Raw genomic sequence first — 13,915 nt, forward strand, 5'->3', positions numbered from 1 at the left:
CCTACTGTCTAACATTGAGAAGTAAACAGAGAAAAAATTCAACCTGACAGTCCATCCAAATAATCGGCCCAGGCCTGCATCATCTTCCGGCGTTCGGGCAAGAACGTGGTTCGGTCGTAGGCTCTGCCCAAGGGATTGTCCACTGCGTGGGACAACTGCCGTTCGATCCATTCCGACTCAACCCCCAGGTTCTGGCGCAACATGGTGCGGGCCATAGCCCGGAAGCCGTGAACGTGTATTTCATCCTTGGCATAGCCCATACGGCGAAGGGCGTTGGTTAAAGTGGCATCGCTGATCGGTCTGCTATTTCCTCTTAGGCCAGGAAACACCAGTTGGCCGCTGCCTGTAAGCTGCTGCAGTTCACGCAGGATGGCCACCGCTTGTTTGGCCAAGGGGACAAAATGGACCTCTTTGGGGTTGGCCTCCTTGTCTCTGCGGGTCCTTTTCATTCGGGCAATGGGGATCTTCCACTCCGCCCGGTCGAGGTCAAATTCGGACCATTGGGCCAGGCGCAACTCTTTGGGGCGTAAAAAAACCAGCGGGGCCAGCTTTAATGCGCACTTGACGACAAAAGAGCCCTGGTATTCGTTGATGGCCTGCAAAAGGTTTGCAACATCTTTGGGGTCGGTGATGGCGGAAAAATGCTTTTTGGTGGGCTTGGGGAAGGCCTCGCCCAGCTTGTAGGTGGGATCGGCGGTGGCGCGACTGGTGGCAATGGCATTGCGAAAGACTTGGCCGCAGTTATGGAGGGTGCGATGCAGGGTTTCCAGATGGCCGCGCTCTTCGATCATGCGGAATACCCTGATTATTTCAGGGGCGGTAATCTCGTTAACCGGCCTGGCTCCCAGCCAAGGGAAAATATTTTTTTCCAGTCGGGAAATGATGTTTTTGGCATGCACCTCGGACCATTCCACGGCCGCAAACTTTGCGTGCCATTCGCGGGCGACCGCCTCGAAGCTTCCCGTGCCTGACTCTGCATCCTTGGATGCCTTCCTCTCCTCGCCCGGGTCAATGCCCAGGGCCACCAGTTTACGGGCTTCGTTTCTCCTTTCTCGGGCCAAGGAAAGTGAGACTTCGGGGTAGGTGCCAAACGATAGCAGTTTTTCCTTACCCCCAAAGCGATACTTGAAACGCCACCACTTACCCCCACCACTTGGGGGTAACTCTCCCTTCTTCGTGGGGGTAACCAGTAGGAAAAGGCCATCACCATCAAAGATTTTGTATGGTTTGTCCTTGCTCTTGGCCGCCCGGATAGCCACGCGCTGTAAGCGCAGGAGACATAAGGGGTTCCCCGTAATCCTAGCAAAATTTCCATTGGTTTGGGGGTAACAGCCCCCGAGAGCCTTGCTGTTACCCCCAATGTTACCCCCAGTTGCCCCCGGATGGCAATAGTTTTATTTGGACGACGTCGGACACAAAAAACCCGCAATCCTTGTCTGGATGCGGGTTTTTTGTACTTTGTGGGACGTTGTCGGATACTGAAATGGTGGAGGCGCCGGGAGTTGAACCCGGGTCCGGAAATACTCCCCAGCAGGCGTCTACATGCTTAGCCCCGGTTAAGGTGATTTATCGTGCCGGTTTTTCTCCAGGGCGAGAAACCCGCGACACTATCCTGCTTCAGTTTCGCCGTCGGACCACAGGAGTTCCCGAAAGCTATCCCGCTAAGCGACGCCCTTTAACCGAACCCGCGGGAGCGGTACGGCAGGACGGCAGTGAACTCGCTGTTTAGGCGGCTACTGCGTGTGCATAGTCGTCTGCGACTATATTTAGTTCCACCGGTTTTACGAGGTGGATGGAAACCTCGACATGCAGCCCGTGCTTATATATCCCCGTCGAAGCCGTTTCGCCCCCTTATCTTTTGTGATTTATCTGCAAACGGCGCCGGTGGTCGGTGCCGGTTTAACTTCCTATTTATATAAGACAACCGTTTGGCCGAATAGTTTCGCCAAAGTTCTCTCAGGATTATGCTCCGGGGGTGTTTACCCCCGCCGCATGATGCGCTGGAGTTCGCGATCCGACTCTTTTTGCTTCAGGGCCGCCCGCTTGTCGTAATGTTTTTTGCCCTTGGCCAGGCCCAGGGCCAGCTTGGCCCGGCCCTGGGCATTGAGGTAAATCTTCAGGGGCACCAGGGTATAGCCCTGCTCCTTGAGCTTGCCGATCAGTTTGTTGATCTCCCGGCGGTGGAGCAAAAGCTTGCGGGCCCTTAAGGGATCGGGGACCTCCTGGGTGGCGAAGGTATAGGGCGAAATATGGACGTTGTAGAGAAAAAGCTCGTTTTTCCTGATCTGGGCGTAGCCGTCCTTGAGGTTGGCCTTGCCGGCCCTTAACGACTTGATTTCCGGGCCGTTGAGGACCATTCCCGCCTCGATCACCTGTTCGATGGTGAAATCGTGGTAGGCCTTCTTGTTGGTGCAAACCACCTTGCCGCTTTCCCTGCTCTTCATCGCCGCAACCTTACCATGTAAAGGGATGGGTGGCAATTGGCAAGTATTTCCCGCTCGCGGCCTTGGCCCTCGATGTCTGAGTGCTGGCCACGGCCCTGGACGCCCGCCGCCTGGGCCTGGCGGCGCGGCTGCTGGTGGACGGCTGCCGGCCGGTGGATCGGCAGGAAGGGGAACGGGCTCTGAGCCGTCTGCGGGAGGCGGGAGTAGAGTTGGTCCGGGAGGAGCAATTCAGCGGCTAAGCCGGCCAAACCGGCAGAAAAATAAGGGAGCCGGCCCGATTTTCGCCTGACGGAGCGAAAATCGGACCGACTCCCTTTTGCCTTTCAGCGCCTTAGTCCGTGAAGATCTGGCGATAAATCTCCCGCCAGGACTCCCGGCCGGTGCGGAACTCCCGGAAGGGCAGTTCCGGCTGCTCGATGCCGACGATGGCCCCGGTGCTGGTCTGGAGGAAGGCCTTGGCCCCGGTCTCGGTGCCGACATGCAGGCTGGGGGTGATCGCCAGGCCGGGCCCGATCCGCTGCTGGTACTGGACGAATTCGCCGCCGGGTTCCTGGAAGCGGCTGAACACCGGGCGGTGCCAGGCGGTGCCGGTCTGGTAGAAGAGGGCGTAGAGGTCGGAAAAGCCTTCGGGCCGGCAGACATCGTCGCTGGGCAGGTAAGCCGAATAGGTCAGCAGTCCGCCCAGAACGGTGGCCTGACCGAGGTTGCGTTCGCCGGTATCATGAAATTTCCGGTACCAGCCGTCGGTGCCGCGCTGGTCGGATTGACAGCCGAAACCGACGATGTATTGCCGCAGTTGCTGGAAGTTGTAGGTATCGGGGGGCAGACAGTTGGCAGTACCGTCCCGGCACTCGAGCAGCGCCCCGGCGGCGTTGATATTGCTCCGCACCTCAATTTGATCGACTTGCAGCAAACCTCTCTGGCCCGGGTCGGCACTCAGGCTGGCAGTGCTGACGTTCTTCCGTTCCACGGTATCCCAGGTGAACCGGTTGACCAGGCAATCCTGGGGCTCCTTGATCCCATAGTAAGTGTAAACGTTCTGATCATTGTAATCCTCGCGGTTGAAGAGCCGACCGGTGCCGAAATAGATCCAGTAATTACTGCCGTCCCAGGCGGCGGCGGGGGCGGCGGTGACCGGTTGACCCACATCGATCAGGGGCAGGGGGTTGGTCTTGCCCGGCAACAGGTCGGACCATTGGTGGGGATGGCTGGCGGTCTGCCGGCCGGTGAGGTCCAGCTTTTCCGTCACCAGACGGTAAACCATGCCGCCCCAACCGTCGCTGAAATTGCCGCTGACCGTGCCGAAGTACACCGAATCGGCCAGGAAATTGAGATCGAAATCCACCGTAATCAGATCGGAGACAAAGGAGTTGGGGTGGCCGCTCAGGGCAAAACTTCCGGCCCGGGTGGACTCGGCAGGAGCAGTCGTGGGCAGGCGGAAGGGGATCTCGCCGGCGATCAGTTGCCGCAGTGAAATAACCGCCACCCGGCCGGTCTGGCTGCTTTCCCCCTTGAGGTTGGTGGGGCCGCTGCCCAGTACCAGGTACCATTCGGAGACGCCGTCTTCGACCATCGGCACCATGGTGGGCACGGCGGTGGTGAAGCCCATTTCGGCCTCGTCGCCGGGGAAGGTCATCTCGGCCAGCAGTTTCGGCGGTTCTTCCGGGTTGGTGATATCGAGAATAAAGAAGGCGGAATTGAAGGTCTTGTCGTTGGCCGTGGTCTTTTCTCCGCCGAAACGCATCCCGCCCACCAGGATGGTGCCCCAGCCGCCGGGATGGTTGGGGTCGGCGGGGTCGAAAATCTGGACGTCGAAAACTCGCGGCACCAGGTCAACGTAATACTTGTGGCCGTATTCGGGGTCGCTGAGGCAGCGGAGGTGGGGCCATAAATTATAGGGCACGTAGGCCCACATTTCCGTTCCCAGTGGCATGGCACCCGCCTCGTCGGCGCAACTCGGAGTAAGGCAGAATTTTTTCTGGCCGGCATTGAAGAAGCCGCCGTTGACGGCGTGAAGCATGCCGTCGTTGCCGCCGAAATATATCATGTGGCGGCGGTGGTTGTAGCGGTTGGCAAAGGCGGCGTAGGAGGGGCTGCGGTAAAGGAAGTGATAGCCTTCGGCCGGCCGGGAAACCACGGTGGGAGTGGAGTGGACCACATCGCCCAGCCGCCAGGTTATGGCCTGGCCGGGACTGGTTTCGATCCGGCGGCTGCGGAGCCCGGCCTGATCTAAACCGCGGACCCAGTTGACCACGTTCTGGGCTTCCTCGGCGCTTTCCACCTTTAGATCCCGGTAGACTTCCGGGCCCAGACCGTAGATGGTCGCCGCTTCGAAAGGAATTACTTCATTGGAGTTGACCAGGCCGTCGCCGCTGCGATCGTTCCAGGTGAAGATATAGCGCCGGGAGGCATCAGTCATGTAGTTGGCGGCGGCGCGATTGCTGAGGACCGCGCCGTCGTTGAGGTTGCTGAGCCAGCCGTTGGCGCTCCACAGGTAATTGACCTCGGCAATGTCCTTGACTTCGCCGTCGCAAACTTCGTCAGTCAGTGTCCCGATGCAGGCCCGGGAACTGCCGATAATGGGGTCGTGGAAAATGCCGACCGGCTGGTCTTCGGCATCCAGTCGGCGATTGCGGTTGCTGTCCTCGTAGAGCCGGCCCCGGGCATCGACGAACAGGGCCTGGACTTCGCCGGCCCAGGTGATCATGTTGCCGGCCTGATCGAATTTTTCCGGCCAGAAGATGGCCTGGTAAACCGCGCCCTCGCCGGAACGGGTGGCGGAGATAACCGAAGCGGCGGAGCCGGCCGCGGCCCCGGCCAGGATGTTGCGGAAGGCCTCGCGCAGGCGGGGTTCCAGTTGGTTGAGGTTTTCCGCCTGGTAAAGAGTGGTGCCGCCGCTTTCGGCGGCGGCGGCCAGGAGGACGTCGGGGCTGCATTTGTCGGCCCCTTCATCGCGGAAATTGCCTACAGCTACGACATGGGTGGTGACGGTTTGTCTGGCTTCGCCCTGAGGGAAAATTCGGTCCCGCCAGATATCTTCGTGGGCAAATTTGGCCAGATCGTCGAGATAGGTGCTGCCGTGGAGGGCGTCGCAGGTGTCGCTGCCCAGCTTGTAGTCGAGCGCGTTGGCGAAGTTCATCATGGTCGGGTTCTGGTCGGCGGTGGAAGCCCCGTCGGTGATCAGCAGGATATTATTCATCTGGCACCAGGCGATTATGGGATCTTCGTCGGTTTTGAAATCGTCGAGATGCAGGCGGAGGTTGGGGTTCTTTTTATAGTAGCCGACGGCGTTGTACATGCTTTCAGCCAGCGGAGTCCAGGTATTGGCGACAATGTCGTTGACCTCGTTGATCAGCCCCTGGGTATCACCGCCGACGGGATGAATGACCTGGCCGCCGTCGCGCACTCCGTTGCCACAGGCATAATTTTCGTGGGCCCCCGGCAGGCTGCATTCATGTTGGGCGCCATCATAATTGAAAATCATGGCCCCAATCCTTAATTCGCCGGCGAACTCCTGCAGCAGCCCTGATGGGGAAGAGGAGGAGGCTACCCGGCCTTTCAGTACCGCCAGGGGACTACCCAATTGCCCGACCACCCCGGAGTCCACCAGCACCGCCGGCAGATTCCAGAACTCGCCGGTTTCGTCGCCCACCCCGGTAACCTGATCGCTGGGATCGGTAACCGGCGGCACGTCAATGATGCCACAGTATCTGAACAGACCATCCCTGACGCAGGAGTCAACATCGGCATAGCTGTTGGCTTTCCAGCCGTCCTGGTTGATTTTGTCGTTGGGCCGCCAGGTAACAGCGCCATGGTCCCAACAGTAGCCGACATAGCCGCTTACGCTGTTGGGGTGTATTCCCCCGTGGCCCAATCGCTTGGCGTCGTAGTTGCCGAAGCAGACATAACCGCTGTGGTCGGTGGAGATGTCATTGGGGTCGACCCCGGGAGGCGCGTTACCTTCATAGATACCCTCGCAGGAATTCTTGATCCTGTTGATGTCCCCGGTGGTGATGGAACTTGGGTCGTTGTGCTTGACGATGAACCAGCAGGTCTGGATGGCCTGATTAAAGGCGCTCTGGGAGGATACTTCGGGATCATTGGGTTTTAAACTGTCAAAACCCATGCATACATCGATGTAACCCTTAAGCCGCCCCAGTCGTTGTTTCTTTGCCTCTTCATCTTCACCTGCCGGTGGTCGCATTTCCTCGACCGCGTTCTGGCAGGCTTCGTGCTGGAAACCACTGATAGTAGCAGGGAAAATTTCGATACGGGTTGTATAATCATTGGGGTTGTTGGCCCTTTCAGCATCGGAGGGCTGACGGATGGCCAAGGTAAGCTGCCGGGCTTCGTTGCCCTCCTGCCCGGCCAGATCGATGGTGGTTTCCTTAACGAAACGCTTTTCCAGGCAGCCTCGCGACTCCATGACCAAGGCATTGCCGTCGTATTTGCCTCCTGTGAGAATGCTTTTTTCGATATCCATCTTGGAAGCCGTCGCCCAATTGAGGTAGTTGCCCCGGGCGGCGAAGGAGGAGACTTGGATCACGGTATCTCCGTCATCATCCAATGAAGAGATGGTTTTCAAACATACCTGGCGGTTGCCGGTCAGGCCTTTGCGATAATTGGCGTCGCTGCAGCCGCTATCCATGTCTGCCGCGACGAAGTTATCACTAATGAAATCGTAAAGATACCAACCATCAGGGTCAAAATAACCCACGTAGGTTTGGTTGACATGGTTGCCATTTTCATCCCGGTTGTATTTATCATCGTAGCAGTAGCCGGCGTCATCTACATAAGCCAGGTCGTACATGCTGGCCGAATTGTCGATGATCAGCAGCAGGTTGGGATCGACGGTGGAGGTGGCTAGAAAAGGTGGAATCTCGTCGGGATTGTTGCTGACGCAGCGGTCGACGGCCCAGCTTGCGATCGGGGAAGACAGGCAGATAAGGGCCAGCAGGATGATCAGGGCCGCCTGGCGGATTTCTCGGTAAGCTTTCATTTCCACTCCCTCTTGGTTTGACTGGCGAGTCTGGCCCTTTCCGCTTGTTTGGAAGGCCGTTCGGCCTGCTGGTCGCACCCTGGCCCGGGGAGGTTGCAGCATGTCCGGAACAAGGCGCTGGCCCCAGTGGATTCTATTACAATTCCAGGTCCCGGCAGGGTCCTTCCTGGCCGACCACGTGCCGCCACTGGATATGCAGCACGCTTTCACTGTTCTGGAGGCCCAGGTGCTGGGCGTAGATATCGTATAACAGGGCGGTGCCGCCGCTGGCCGCGGCCTTGCCCAGGCCGACGTAACCCGCCGCCATCTGCAGGGCGGCCCCGGGGGAGACCACGGTGCGGCCGCCCAGGCGGATATTGGTGCTGCGTTCGGGGTTGGGGTTGATCCAGGGGTAGAGCTCGCCCATGGTCAGATCGGCCTGGGTGGCGGGATCGTCGAGAAAGGCCAGCATGACGGCGTTGTCGTCCAGGCGGGGATTCTGCCAGAAGGCCAGGGCGTCTTCGAAGACCCGGATCGGGCCGATCAGGCGATCCGCGCCGGTGGCGGGACTGCTGAAGCCCTCGGGGCAACTGACGTTCTCTTCCAGCAGGGCGGTGGCGAACTCCAGGCCGGCGTCGGCGTTGTAGAAAGTTTCCCGGTGGGTCCGCTCCGCCGTGGCGATCTGCAGTTCCAGGTTGGTCGAGGTGGTGGCGGAAATCCCGATCAGCACCAGCACCAGCATGATCAGCAGCGCCCCCACCAGGACGAAGCCGCCTTGGGCCCCGCGGGGGGCGGCTGGATGACGGTCGGCGGTTTTCATGATTCGGTCAGCGGCCTCATTTTAATGAAATCAAGGGCCAGATCGCGCAGCACCCCCCGGTCTTGCCGGCGGACCAGCACCCGGATGGTTTTGCAGTCGATCAGGGGGTAGTCGTCCACCACGCTCCAGAAAATCTGGAAATTGGCCGGCTGCTCGGCGGGCTGGTGGGCCGTGTCCAGGAGCAGCTCCAGGGCGGCGGGGTCGGTCTGGGCCGCCGTCAGTTCCGCGATGGTGGCGGTGGCGGCCAGGTCGTCATGCTCGAACTCCAGGCTCATCAGCTCTTCAATGGTGGCCCCGGCCAGGGTCGAGGCGGTGGTGGTGCGGATGGCCAGGTGGTTGCCGCCCAGGGCGGTAATCTGCATCGAAGCCGCCGCCAGAATCCCCACCGCCAGCAGGGTGATGGCGATCATCACTTCGATCAGGGTGAAGCCCTGCTGCAGGTTCCTGTTGCTCATAAGCCCGCCCCCTGGTTGCGGAGCCAGATGGTCTGGATCAGCAGATGGCGCCGGAAATTATCATTGAAAGGTCCCCAGAAGAACCCCTCCTCGTCCATGGTGGGGTTGGAGGCGGGGAAGTAAAGCAGGTTGTTGGTATAGCTGCGGTCCTCGTTGGCCGCCCGGGCCAGCAGGGATATCTGGACCCCGCGGATATCGGCGGGTTCGTCCGGCACCAGAGCGCGGCTGCCGTCGGCCAGCAGGTAGTAAAACTCCAGCTCTTCGATATATTCGGCCACCGAGCGGTTGCTGGCCTTGCTGGGGTCCTGGAAATCCTCGAAAGCTTCAACCCGGGTGCGGCCCAGGGCGCTGCGGGCCCGGGCAGTGCCGCTGTAGGCGGTGTAGAGCCGGTAGCGGATGAATTCCAGCTCGCCGCTGTCATCGTCGCGGGCCCGGGAGAAGACCAGCTCGTCGGCGTCGGCGCTGATGAAGCCCGCCCCCAGGCCGGCGGGATCATAGCCGGCGCTGCGGATTTCCCGGGTCAGCATATCCAGGGCCACCCGGAGATTCTGCTGCATCTCCACCACCTGGTCCTGGGCCAGGTAGGTGGCATGCTGGCCCCGGAAGGAAGTCAGCACCGCCGTCATAACCATCCCGCCCACCAGCAGGGCGATCAGCACTTCCACCAGGGTAAAGCCTTTTTGTTGGGGCCGGTTGGCGGTGGTCATGGGTTCATCAGCTTCCGTCAAGGCTTACTCGTTATTGAGATTGATGTTGCCCGCCACGGAAAGGGTCAGCCGGTAACCCCGGGACCCGTCGTCGGTGCGCAGCACAATCTCCCGGTTGTCGATATTGCCGTCGGGGGTTCCCCGGGGCGTGTAGCGGGCCTGGTGGTTGGCGAAGTTGGTGCTGACCAGTTGGGTTTGAGGCCGCAGGGTCCAGTTGAGCAGCTCCAGGTCGACGTCCGGGTCGAAGATATTGTCGTTGTCCATATCGACGAAGATCCGGTAGGAGCTGGCCGGCAGCGGGTCGGGGAACTCGATGACCACGTTGCGGTTGCGCTTGACCGCCTCCAGGCGGGCTTTCTTGAAGTTGATCGCCAACTCCCGGGCCTCGGCCCGCAGGCGGTAATTGGGCAGGGTCTTGGTGATCATCGGCAGGGCCACCGCCCCCAGGATCCCCAGGATCGCGATCACCACCATCAGCTCCACCAGGGTGAAGCCCGCCCGGCGGGAGATTTTTTTTGGCCTGCCTCGTTTCAACATGGCACCGTCAGTTTTTTCCATTCCGGCATGATTGGGGGTCCGGCGGCCGGAGCAGCGGCCGGATTTCCCCTCAGCAGTCAACTCTGTAGTGCAAAATTCGTTCCCTGCCGGGGCCGGGGCTCCGGCAAAGTCGATTCGGCGAGGCTAGCTCCGGGGGCGCGAGCCGGTTTTCCATCATAGCATAAGCGCTTTTTTTGAGCCCCAAAAATCGGGCCGACCGGCGCCGGCTCCTGGTTAGGGCGGGATCGGCCCGGGGCTGGGCGGTCCCGGCCGCCGCCCGGTTGCCGGGCCGGCGACCTCGGAGCCGGGGCCGTATTTTCCCCGGCCGGACCGCTGGCCCAGGAGGCCCAAAAGGGCTGGATTGACATTAATGGTCAAACAAAGTGACATTTTTTGTCGGTTCGGTTGGGCTCCGTTGGAGGGTCAGGGGGCGGTAAAAGCTGGCGGGCTAACGCCTAAGAGCGCGCCATTAAAGCGAAAAAGGCGAATCGGGAAAAACTGGCACGGGTTATGCTTAAGATTTGGCCAGTGATAGGCAATCGCCCCGGGATGGGGTGTTGGGAGTTCAAATAACCAAGTAACAGCTATAAACCGTGGCATTTGCCGTTGTTCCCACCATTGGAGGGGGACCAGGCAGGCCGCCCAAAATCAACTCGGAGGATGAAAAATGTTGCAGGCCATGAATCAGAAAGGACAGAAAGGTTTTACATTGGTGGAGTTGATGATCGTCGTGGCGATCATCGGCATCCTGGCGGCCATCGCCATCCCGCAGTTCGCCCAGTACCGCATCCGCGGGTTTAATGCCTCGGCCCAGAGTGATATGCGCAACCTTACTACTGCTCAGGAGGCGTTTTTCTCGGATTGGCAGTTGTATGCTGTGACAAACACAGCTATTGCAGCAACAGAGACAGATCCTGTTACCCCTGACCTTACAGGAACTACTATAAATGTTCTCGGTGAAATATTGGCAGGACCAAGTAGTTTGCTTACGGTAATTGCCCAAAATGTCCAAGAAGTTGGTCGCCATCTTCCCATTGGTCTTGGGAATGGTGTATCGGCTTTAGCGGAAACTGACGCAAATGCAGTGTCCTATGTGGCTGTGGCCAAGCATTTGCAGGGCAACACAGTTTATGGCGCCGACAGTGATTCGTCAGCTCTGTATCGTGATCAAGCTTCCTTGGGACCTGGTGACGGAATGGATGCAGATGGAGTGATGACAGCTCTGAAAGCTGATATGATCCCTGCCTCTAATCCCCAGGCAGACGACTTTGCTGGTATCGGTGACTGGTTCGCTATGTAATTTCGGCGGGGGGGAAAAGGGGTCAGACCCCTTTTCCTCTTTCTTGTTGACCACTCAGGGGATAGGGCAGCCTCAAGCCTTATCCCCTCTTTTTTTGTTTTTCGCCTGACCACTTGAAGGTGTTTTAATTACGTTGTTTAATTTGTTCCATGCCGCGCCGTCCTCGTATCCATATCCCCGGAGTACCTCAACATGTGATTCAGCGTGGGGTAAATCGTCAGCCGATCTTTTTTGCCGCTGACGATTACGTTTTCTACTTGGATTGGCTCGGTGTTTACGCGGCGCAACGAGAGGTGGCCCTGCACGCCTATTGCCTGATGACCAACCACCTGCACCTGCTGCTGACCGTCCCGTCGCAGGCGGCCCTTAGCGGTTTGATGCAGGATATCGGGCGCCGCTATGTCCAGTATGTCAACTATCGTTATCAACGCTGCGGCGGACTTTGGCAGGGGCGGTATAAATCCAGCCATGTTCAATCGGAACGCTACCTGCTGGTCTGCATGCGCTATGTGGAAATGAACCCGGTACGAGCCCGGATGGTTGCGGCTCCCGGTGAATACCCTTGGAGCAGTTACGCCGCCAATGCCCTTGGCCAACCGAACGAGATTCTCACCCCCCATCCCGAATATCTATCTTTAGATGTGAATGCTTCGGCCCGTTGGCAGGCCTACCGCGCCCTCTTTGCCAGCGCAGTCGATGACCCGGCGCATAACTTGATTCGCCAGGCGACCCAGCAGGGAGTGGTGGCGGGGGACCGTAAATTTATTGAGGAAATAGAGAGCAGGCAAGGGTTGCAGCTCCAACTAAGAAGGCAGGGCCGACCCGAAAAGGGGTCAGACCCCTTTTCGGCCTTTCGGCCTCAATAGATTGACGGGGCGAATTTTGGCCACTATATTGGCGGAAATGGGGTCTGACCCCTTTTCGTTCAAGTCACCAGGGCCGGCCGGAATAATGATCTCTTTTCGCAACGTTTCCAAAACCTACGCCAAGGAACTCGGCCAGCGGGCCAAGACCGCCCTGAGCGGGGTCTCCTTTGCCCTGGCCGCCGGGGAAACCCTGGGGCTGGTGGGGGCCAACGGGGCCGGCAAGTCCACCAGCATCAAGCTGCTGCTCGACTTTATCCGGCCCGACCAGGGGGAGATCCGCCTGCTGGGCTCTTCCCCCCGGGATTCTCGGGTGCGGCGGCGGATCGGCTACCTGCCCGAAACCGCCAATTTCCCCCCCAACCTCAATGTCCTCGACATGCTGCGCTTCACCGGCCGGACCTGCAACCTCTCCCGGGCCGCCATTGAGGCCGGCGCGGCCAAATGGCTGCCCCGGCTCGGCTTGTGGGACGACCGCCAGCGGCCTCTGCGCGACTACTCCAAGGGCATGCAGCAGCGGGCCAACTTCGCCATTGCTCTCCTCACCGAACCCGAACTGCTGATCCTCGACGAGCCCATGAGCGGCCTGGACCCCATCGGCCGGGCCGAGATGCTGGCTTTGATCGGCGATCTCAAGCTGCAGGGGCGCTCGATTCTCTTCTGCTCTCATATTCTGGAGGATGTCGATCGCCTGGCCGACCGGGTCCTGGTGCTGCACCAGAGCCACAAGCTCTTCGAGGGCGCCCCCCGTCAGCTCTGCGCCCAGCAGGAAGAGGCGGATTTCACCGGAGCCTATCTCGCCCTGGTGCGGGACCAGGAGGCCGGCCATGGGGTCTAAGCTGGTCCGGATCGCGGCGGTGGCCCGGCTGGTGGTGCTCGACGGTCTGCGCCGCCACGCCCTGCTCGGCCTGGTAGTCCTGGCGGTGGCCGCCCAGTTGGGGGCCTTTTTCTTCTTCGACTTCATCCCCCGCGACATCGGCCGGGCCTCGGCCGATTTCATTCTCTCCATCGCCTGGCTGGCCGGCTTTATCTTTCTCTTTTTCCACGGGGTCCAGGTGATGGCCATGGACGAGGAGAAGAAGGTGGTCTACGCCCTGCTGGCCCGCCCCATTTCCCGGGGAGAATACGTCCTGGGCATCTTCGCCGGCCTGGCCCTGCTGCTGCTGCTGCTCAACCTGCTGCTGGGTTCCCTGGGGTTCGGCTCCCTGCTGCTGATCAAGCAGATGGTGAGCCCCATTTATTTCAGCCATCTCAGCGCGGCGGCCTACCTGCTGGCCTGGCTGGGGCTTTATGCCCTGCAACTGCTGCTGCTGGCGGTGATCCTGCTCTTTTCCGGCCTGGTGCGGGGCAGTTTTCCGGTATTGCTGGTCTCCCTGGCTTACTACGCCATCTGCTCCGGCCTGCCGGTGGTGCGAGAAGCGGTGGCCCAGGCGGCCGCCGGGAGCGGGCCGGCCGGCCTGGACCGGCTGCTGCAGGGCTTGACCGCCCTGTTTCCCGATTTCGCCCGGCTTGATTACAAGAACCTGATCACCGCCGGCGGGCCCGGGCCCGAGTTGGCTTCCCTGGCGGTCAATTTCGGCCTGGCCGGGGCCTATATCGTTTTGGCCCTGTGGTTGGCCGCCTGGGTCTACCAACGCCGAGACCTGCAATAACAGGTAAACGGGCGGCAGCACCGCATCTTGCGGCGATCGGCTTACCAGAGGACAGAGGACAGAGGACAGAAAAAAACTGAGAAGGCTTTCAATTTTCAACTCTTCTGTCTTCTGCTTTCTGTCTTCTGACACCGCGGCAACCCCCTGCTTGCCGCAACC

Annotated in this window: 11 protein-coding genes, 1 other RNA gene and 1 pseudogene; 5 read left to right on the top strand and 8 right to left on the bottom strand. The window is 59.9% G+C overall.

Going from position 1 to position 13,915, the window contains the following annotated elements:
- Positions 1-38: 38 nt before the first annotated feature.
- From ACHHTY_RS06840 to smpB, 3 genes are all read right to left on the bottom strand, one after another.
- Positions 39-1,274 carry a tyrosine-type recombinase/integrase gene (locus tag ACHHTY_RS06840; RefSeq protein WP_395493388.1) on the bottom strand — a complete coding sequence of 412 codons (1,236 nt, stop codon included), beginning with the start codon at positions 1,272-1,274 and terminating at the stop codon, positions 39-41.
- A 210-nt stretch (positions 1,275-1,484) separates the two neighbouring features.
- Positions 1,485-1,851, bottom strand: a transfer-messenger RNA (tmRNA) gene (ssrA, locus tag ACHHTY_RS06845).
- 128 nt (positions 1,852-1,979) lie between these two features.
- Complete coding sequence (gene smpB / locus ACHHTY_RS06850; protein WP_395493357.1) at positions 1,980-2,444, bottom strand: SsrA-binding protein SmpB; 465 nt, start codon at positions 2,442-2,444, stop codon at positions 1,980-1,982.
- Positions 2,445-2,524: 80 nt separating this feature from the next.
- Between smpB and ACHHTY_RS06855 the strand changes: the two genes are divergently transcribed.
- Positions 2,525-2,683 (top strand): cysteine hydrolase family protein, encoded by a 159-nt coding sequence (locus ACHHTY_RS06855; RefSeq protein ID WP_395493358.1) that lies wholly within the window; start codon positions 2,525-2,527, stop codon positions 2,681-2,683.
- A gap of 92 nt (positions 2,684-2,775) precedes the next feature.
- Here ACHHTY_RS06855 and ACHHTY_RS06860 read toward each other — a convergent pair whose 3' ends face one another.
- The 5 genes from ACHHTY_RS06860 to ACHHTY_RS06880 form a co-directional block, all read right to left on the bottom strand.
- A complete protein-coding gene (locus ACHHTY_RS06860) occupies positions 2,776-7,443 on the bottom strand; it encodes a pilus assembly protein (RefSeq protein ID WP_395493359.1) in 4,668 nt (1,555 codons plus the stop codon).
- 136 nt (positions 7,444-7,579) lie between these two features.
- The gene (locus ACHHTY_RS06865) at positions 7,580-8,242 is read right to left on the bottom strand and encodes a PilX N-terminal domain-containing pilus assembly protein (protein WP_395493360.1); all 663 of its coding nucleotides are present in this window, start codon (positions 8,240-8,242) and stop codon (positions 7,580-7,582) included.
- Positions 8,239-8,697 carry a type IV pilus modification PilV family protein gene (locus ACHHTY_RS06870; RefSeq protein ID WP_395493361.1) on the bottom strand — a complete coding sequence of 153 codons (459 nt, stop codon included), beginning with the start codon at positions 8,695-8,697 and terminating at the stop codon, positions 8,239-8,241. The genes ACHHTY_RS06865 and ACHHTY_RS06870 overlap by 4 nt, the downstream gene beginning before the upstream one ends.
- A complete protein-coding gene (locus ACHHTY_RS06875; RefSeq protein ID WP_395493362.1) occupies positions 8,694-9,404 on the bottom strand; it encodes a prepilin-type N-terminal cleavage/methylation domain-containing protein in 711 nt (236 codons plus the stop codon). Before ACHHTY_RS06875 ends, ACHHTY_RS06870 begins: the two co-directional genes overlap by 4 nt.
- A gap of 24 nt (positions 9,405-9,428) precedes the next feature.
- Entirely contained in the window at positions 9,429-9,941 is a 513-nt protein-coding gene (locus ACHHTY_RS06880) for a GspH/FimT family pseudopilin (protein ID WP_395493363.1), read from the bottom strand.
- Between the two features lie 679 nt (positions 9,942-10,620).
- On the opposite strand from ACHHTY_RS06880, the pseudogene ACHHTY_RS06885 reads away from it, so the two are divergent.
- The 4 genes and pseudogenes from ACHHTY_RS06885 to ACHHTY_RS06900 all read left to right on the top strand — a co-directional run.
- Positions 10,621-10,720 (top strand): annotated as a pseudogene (locus tag ACHHTY_RS06885) (prepilin-type N-terminal cleavage/methylation domain-containing protein); the annotation flags it as partial.
- Positions 10,721-11,435: 715 nt separating this feature from the next.
- Entirely contained in the window at positions 11,436-12,107 is a 672-nt protein-coding gene (locus tag ACHHTY_RS06890; protein ID WP_395493364.1) for a transposase, read from the top strand.
- Positions 12,108-12,192: 85 nt separating this feature from the next.
- Positions 12,193-12,942, top strand: coding sequence for an ABC transporter ATP-binding protein (locus tag ACHHTY_RS06895; RefSeq protein WP_395493365.1), 750 nt, complete (start codon positions 12,193-12,195; stop codon positions 12,940-12,942).
- Positions 12,932-13,756 (top strand): hypothetical protein, encoded by an 825-nt coding sequence (locus ACHHTY_RS06900; RefSeq protein WP_395493366.1) that lies wholly within the window; start codon positions 12,932-12,934, stop codon positions 13,754-13,756. The genes ACHHTY_RS06895 and ACHHTY_RS06900 overlap by 11 nt, the downstream gene beginning before the upstream one ends.
- Positions 13,757-13,915 lie beyond the last annotated feature (159 nt).

This window comes from Desulfurivibrio nitratireducens, assembly GCF_044068515.1.
GTDB lineage: Bacteria > Desulfobacterota > Desulfobulbia > Desulfobulbales > Desulfurivibrionaceae > Desulfurivibrio.

Coding starts and splice junctions, on each gene's coding strand:
- ACHHTY_RS06870 (WP_395493361.1), bottom strand. CDS start 8,697: ATGAGCAACAGGAACCTGCAGCAGGGCTTCACCCTGATCGAAGTGATG.
- ACHHTY_RS06900 (WP_395493366.1), top strand. CDS start 12,932: ATGGGGTCTAAGCTGGTCCGGATCGCGGCGGTGGCCCGGCTGGTGGTG.
- ACHHTY_RS06865 (WP_395493360.1), bottom strand. CDS start 8,242: ATGAAAACCGCCGACCGTCATCCAGCCGCCCCCCGCGGGGCCCAAGGC.
- smpB (WP_395493357.1), bottom strand. CDS start 2,444: ATGAAGAGCAGGGAAAGCGGCAAGGTGGTTTGCACCAACAAGAAGGCC.
- ACHHTY_RS06860 (WP_395493359.1), bottom strand. CDS start 7,443: ATGAAAGCTTACCGAGAAATCCGCCAGGCGGCCCTGATCATCCTGCTG.
- ACHHTY_RS06875 (WP_395493362.1), bottom strand. CDS start 9,404: ATGACCACCGCCAACCGGCCCCAACAAAAAGGCTTTACCCTGGTGGAA.
- ACHHTY_RS06880 (WP_395493363.1), bottom strand. CDS start 9,941: ATGTTGAAACGAGGCAGGCCAAAAAAAATCTCCCGCCGGGCGGGCTTC.
- ACHHTY_RS06895 (WP_395493365.1), top strand. CDS start 12,193: ATGATCTCTTTTCGCAACGTTTCCAAAACCTACGCCAAGGAACTCGGC.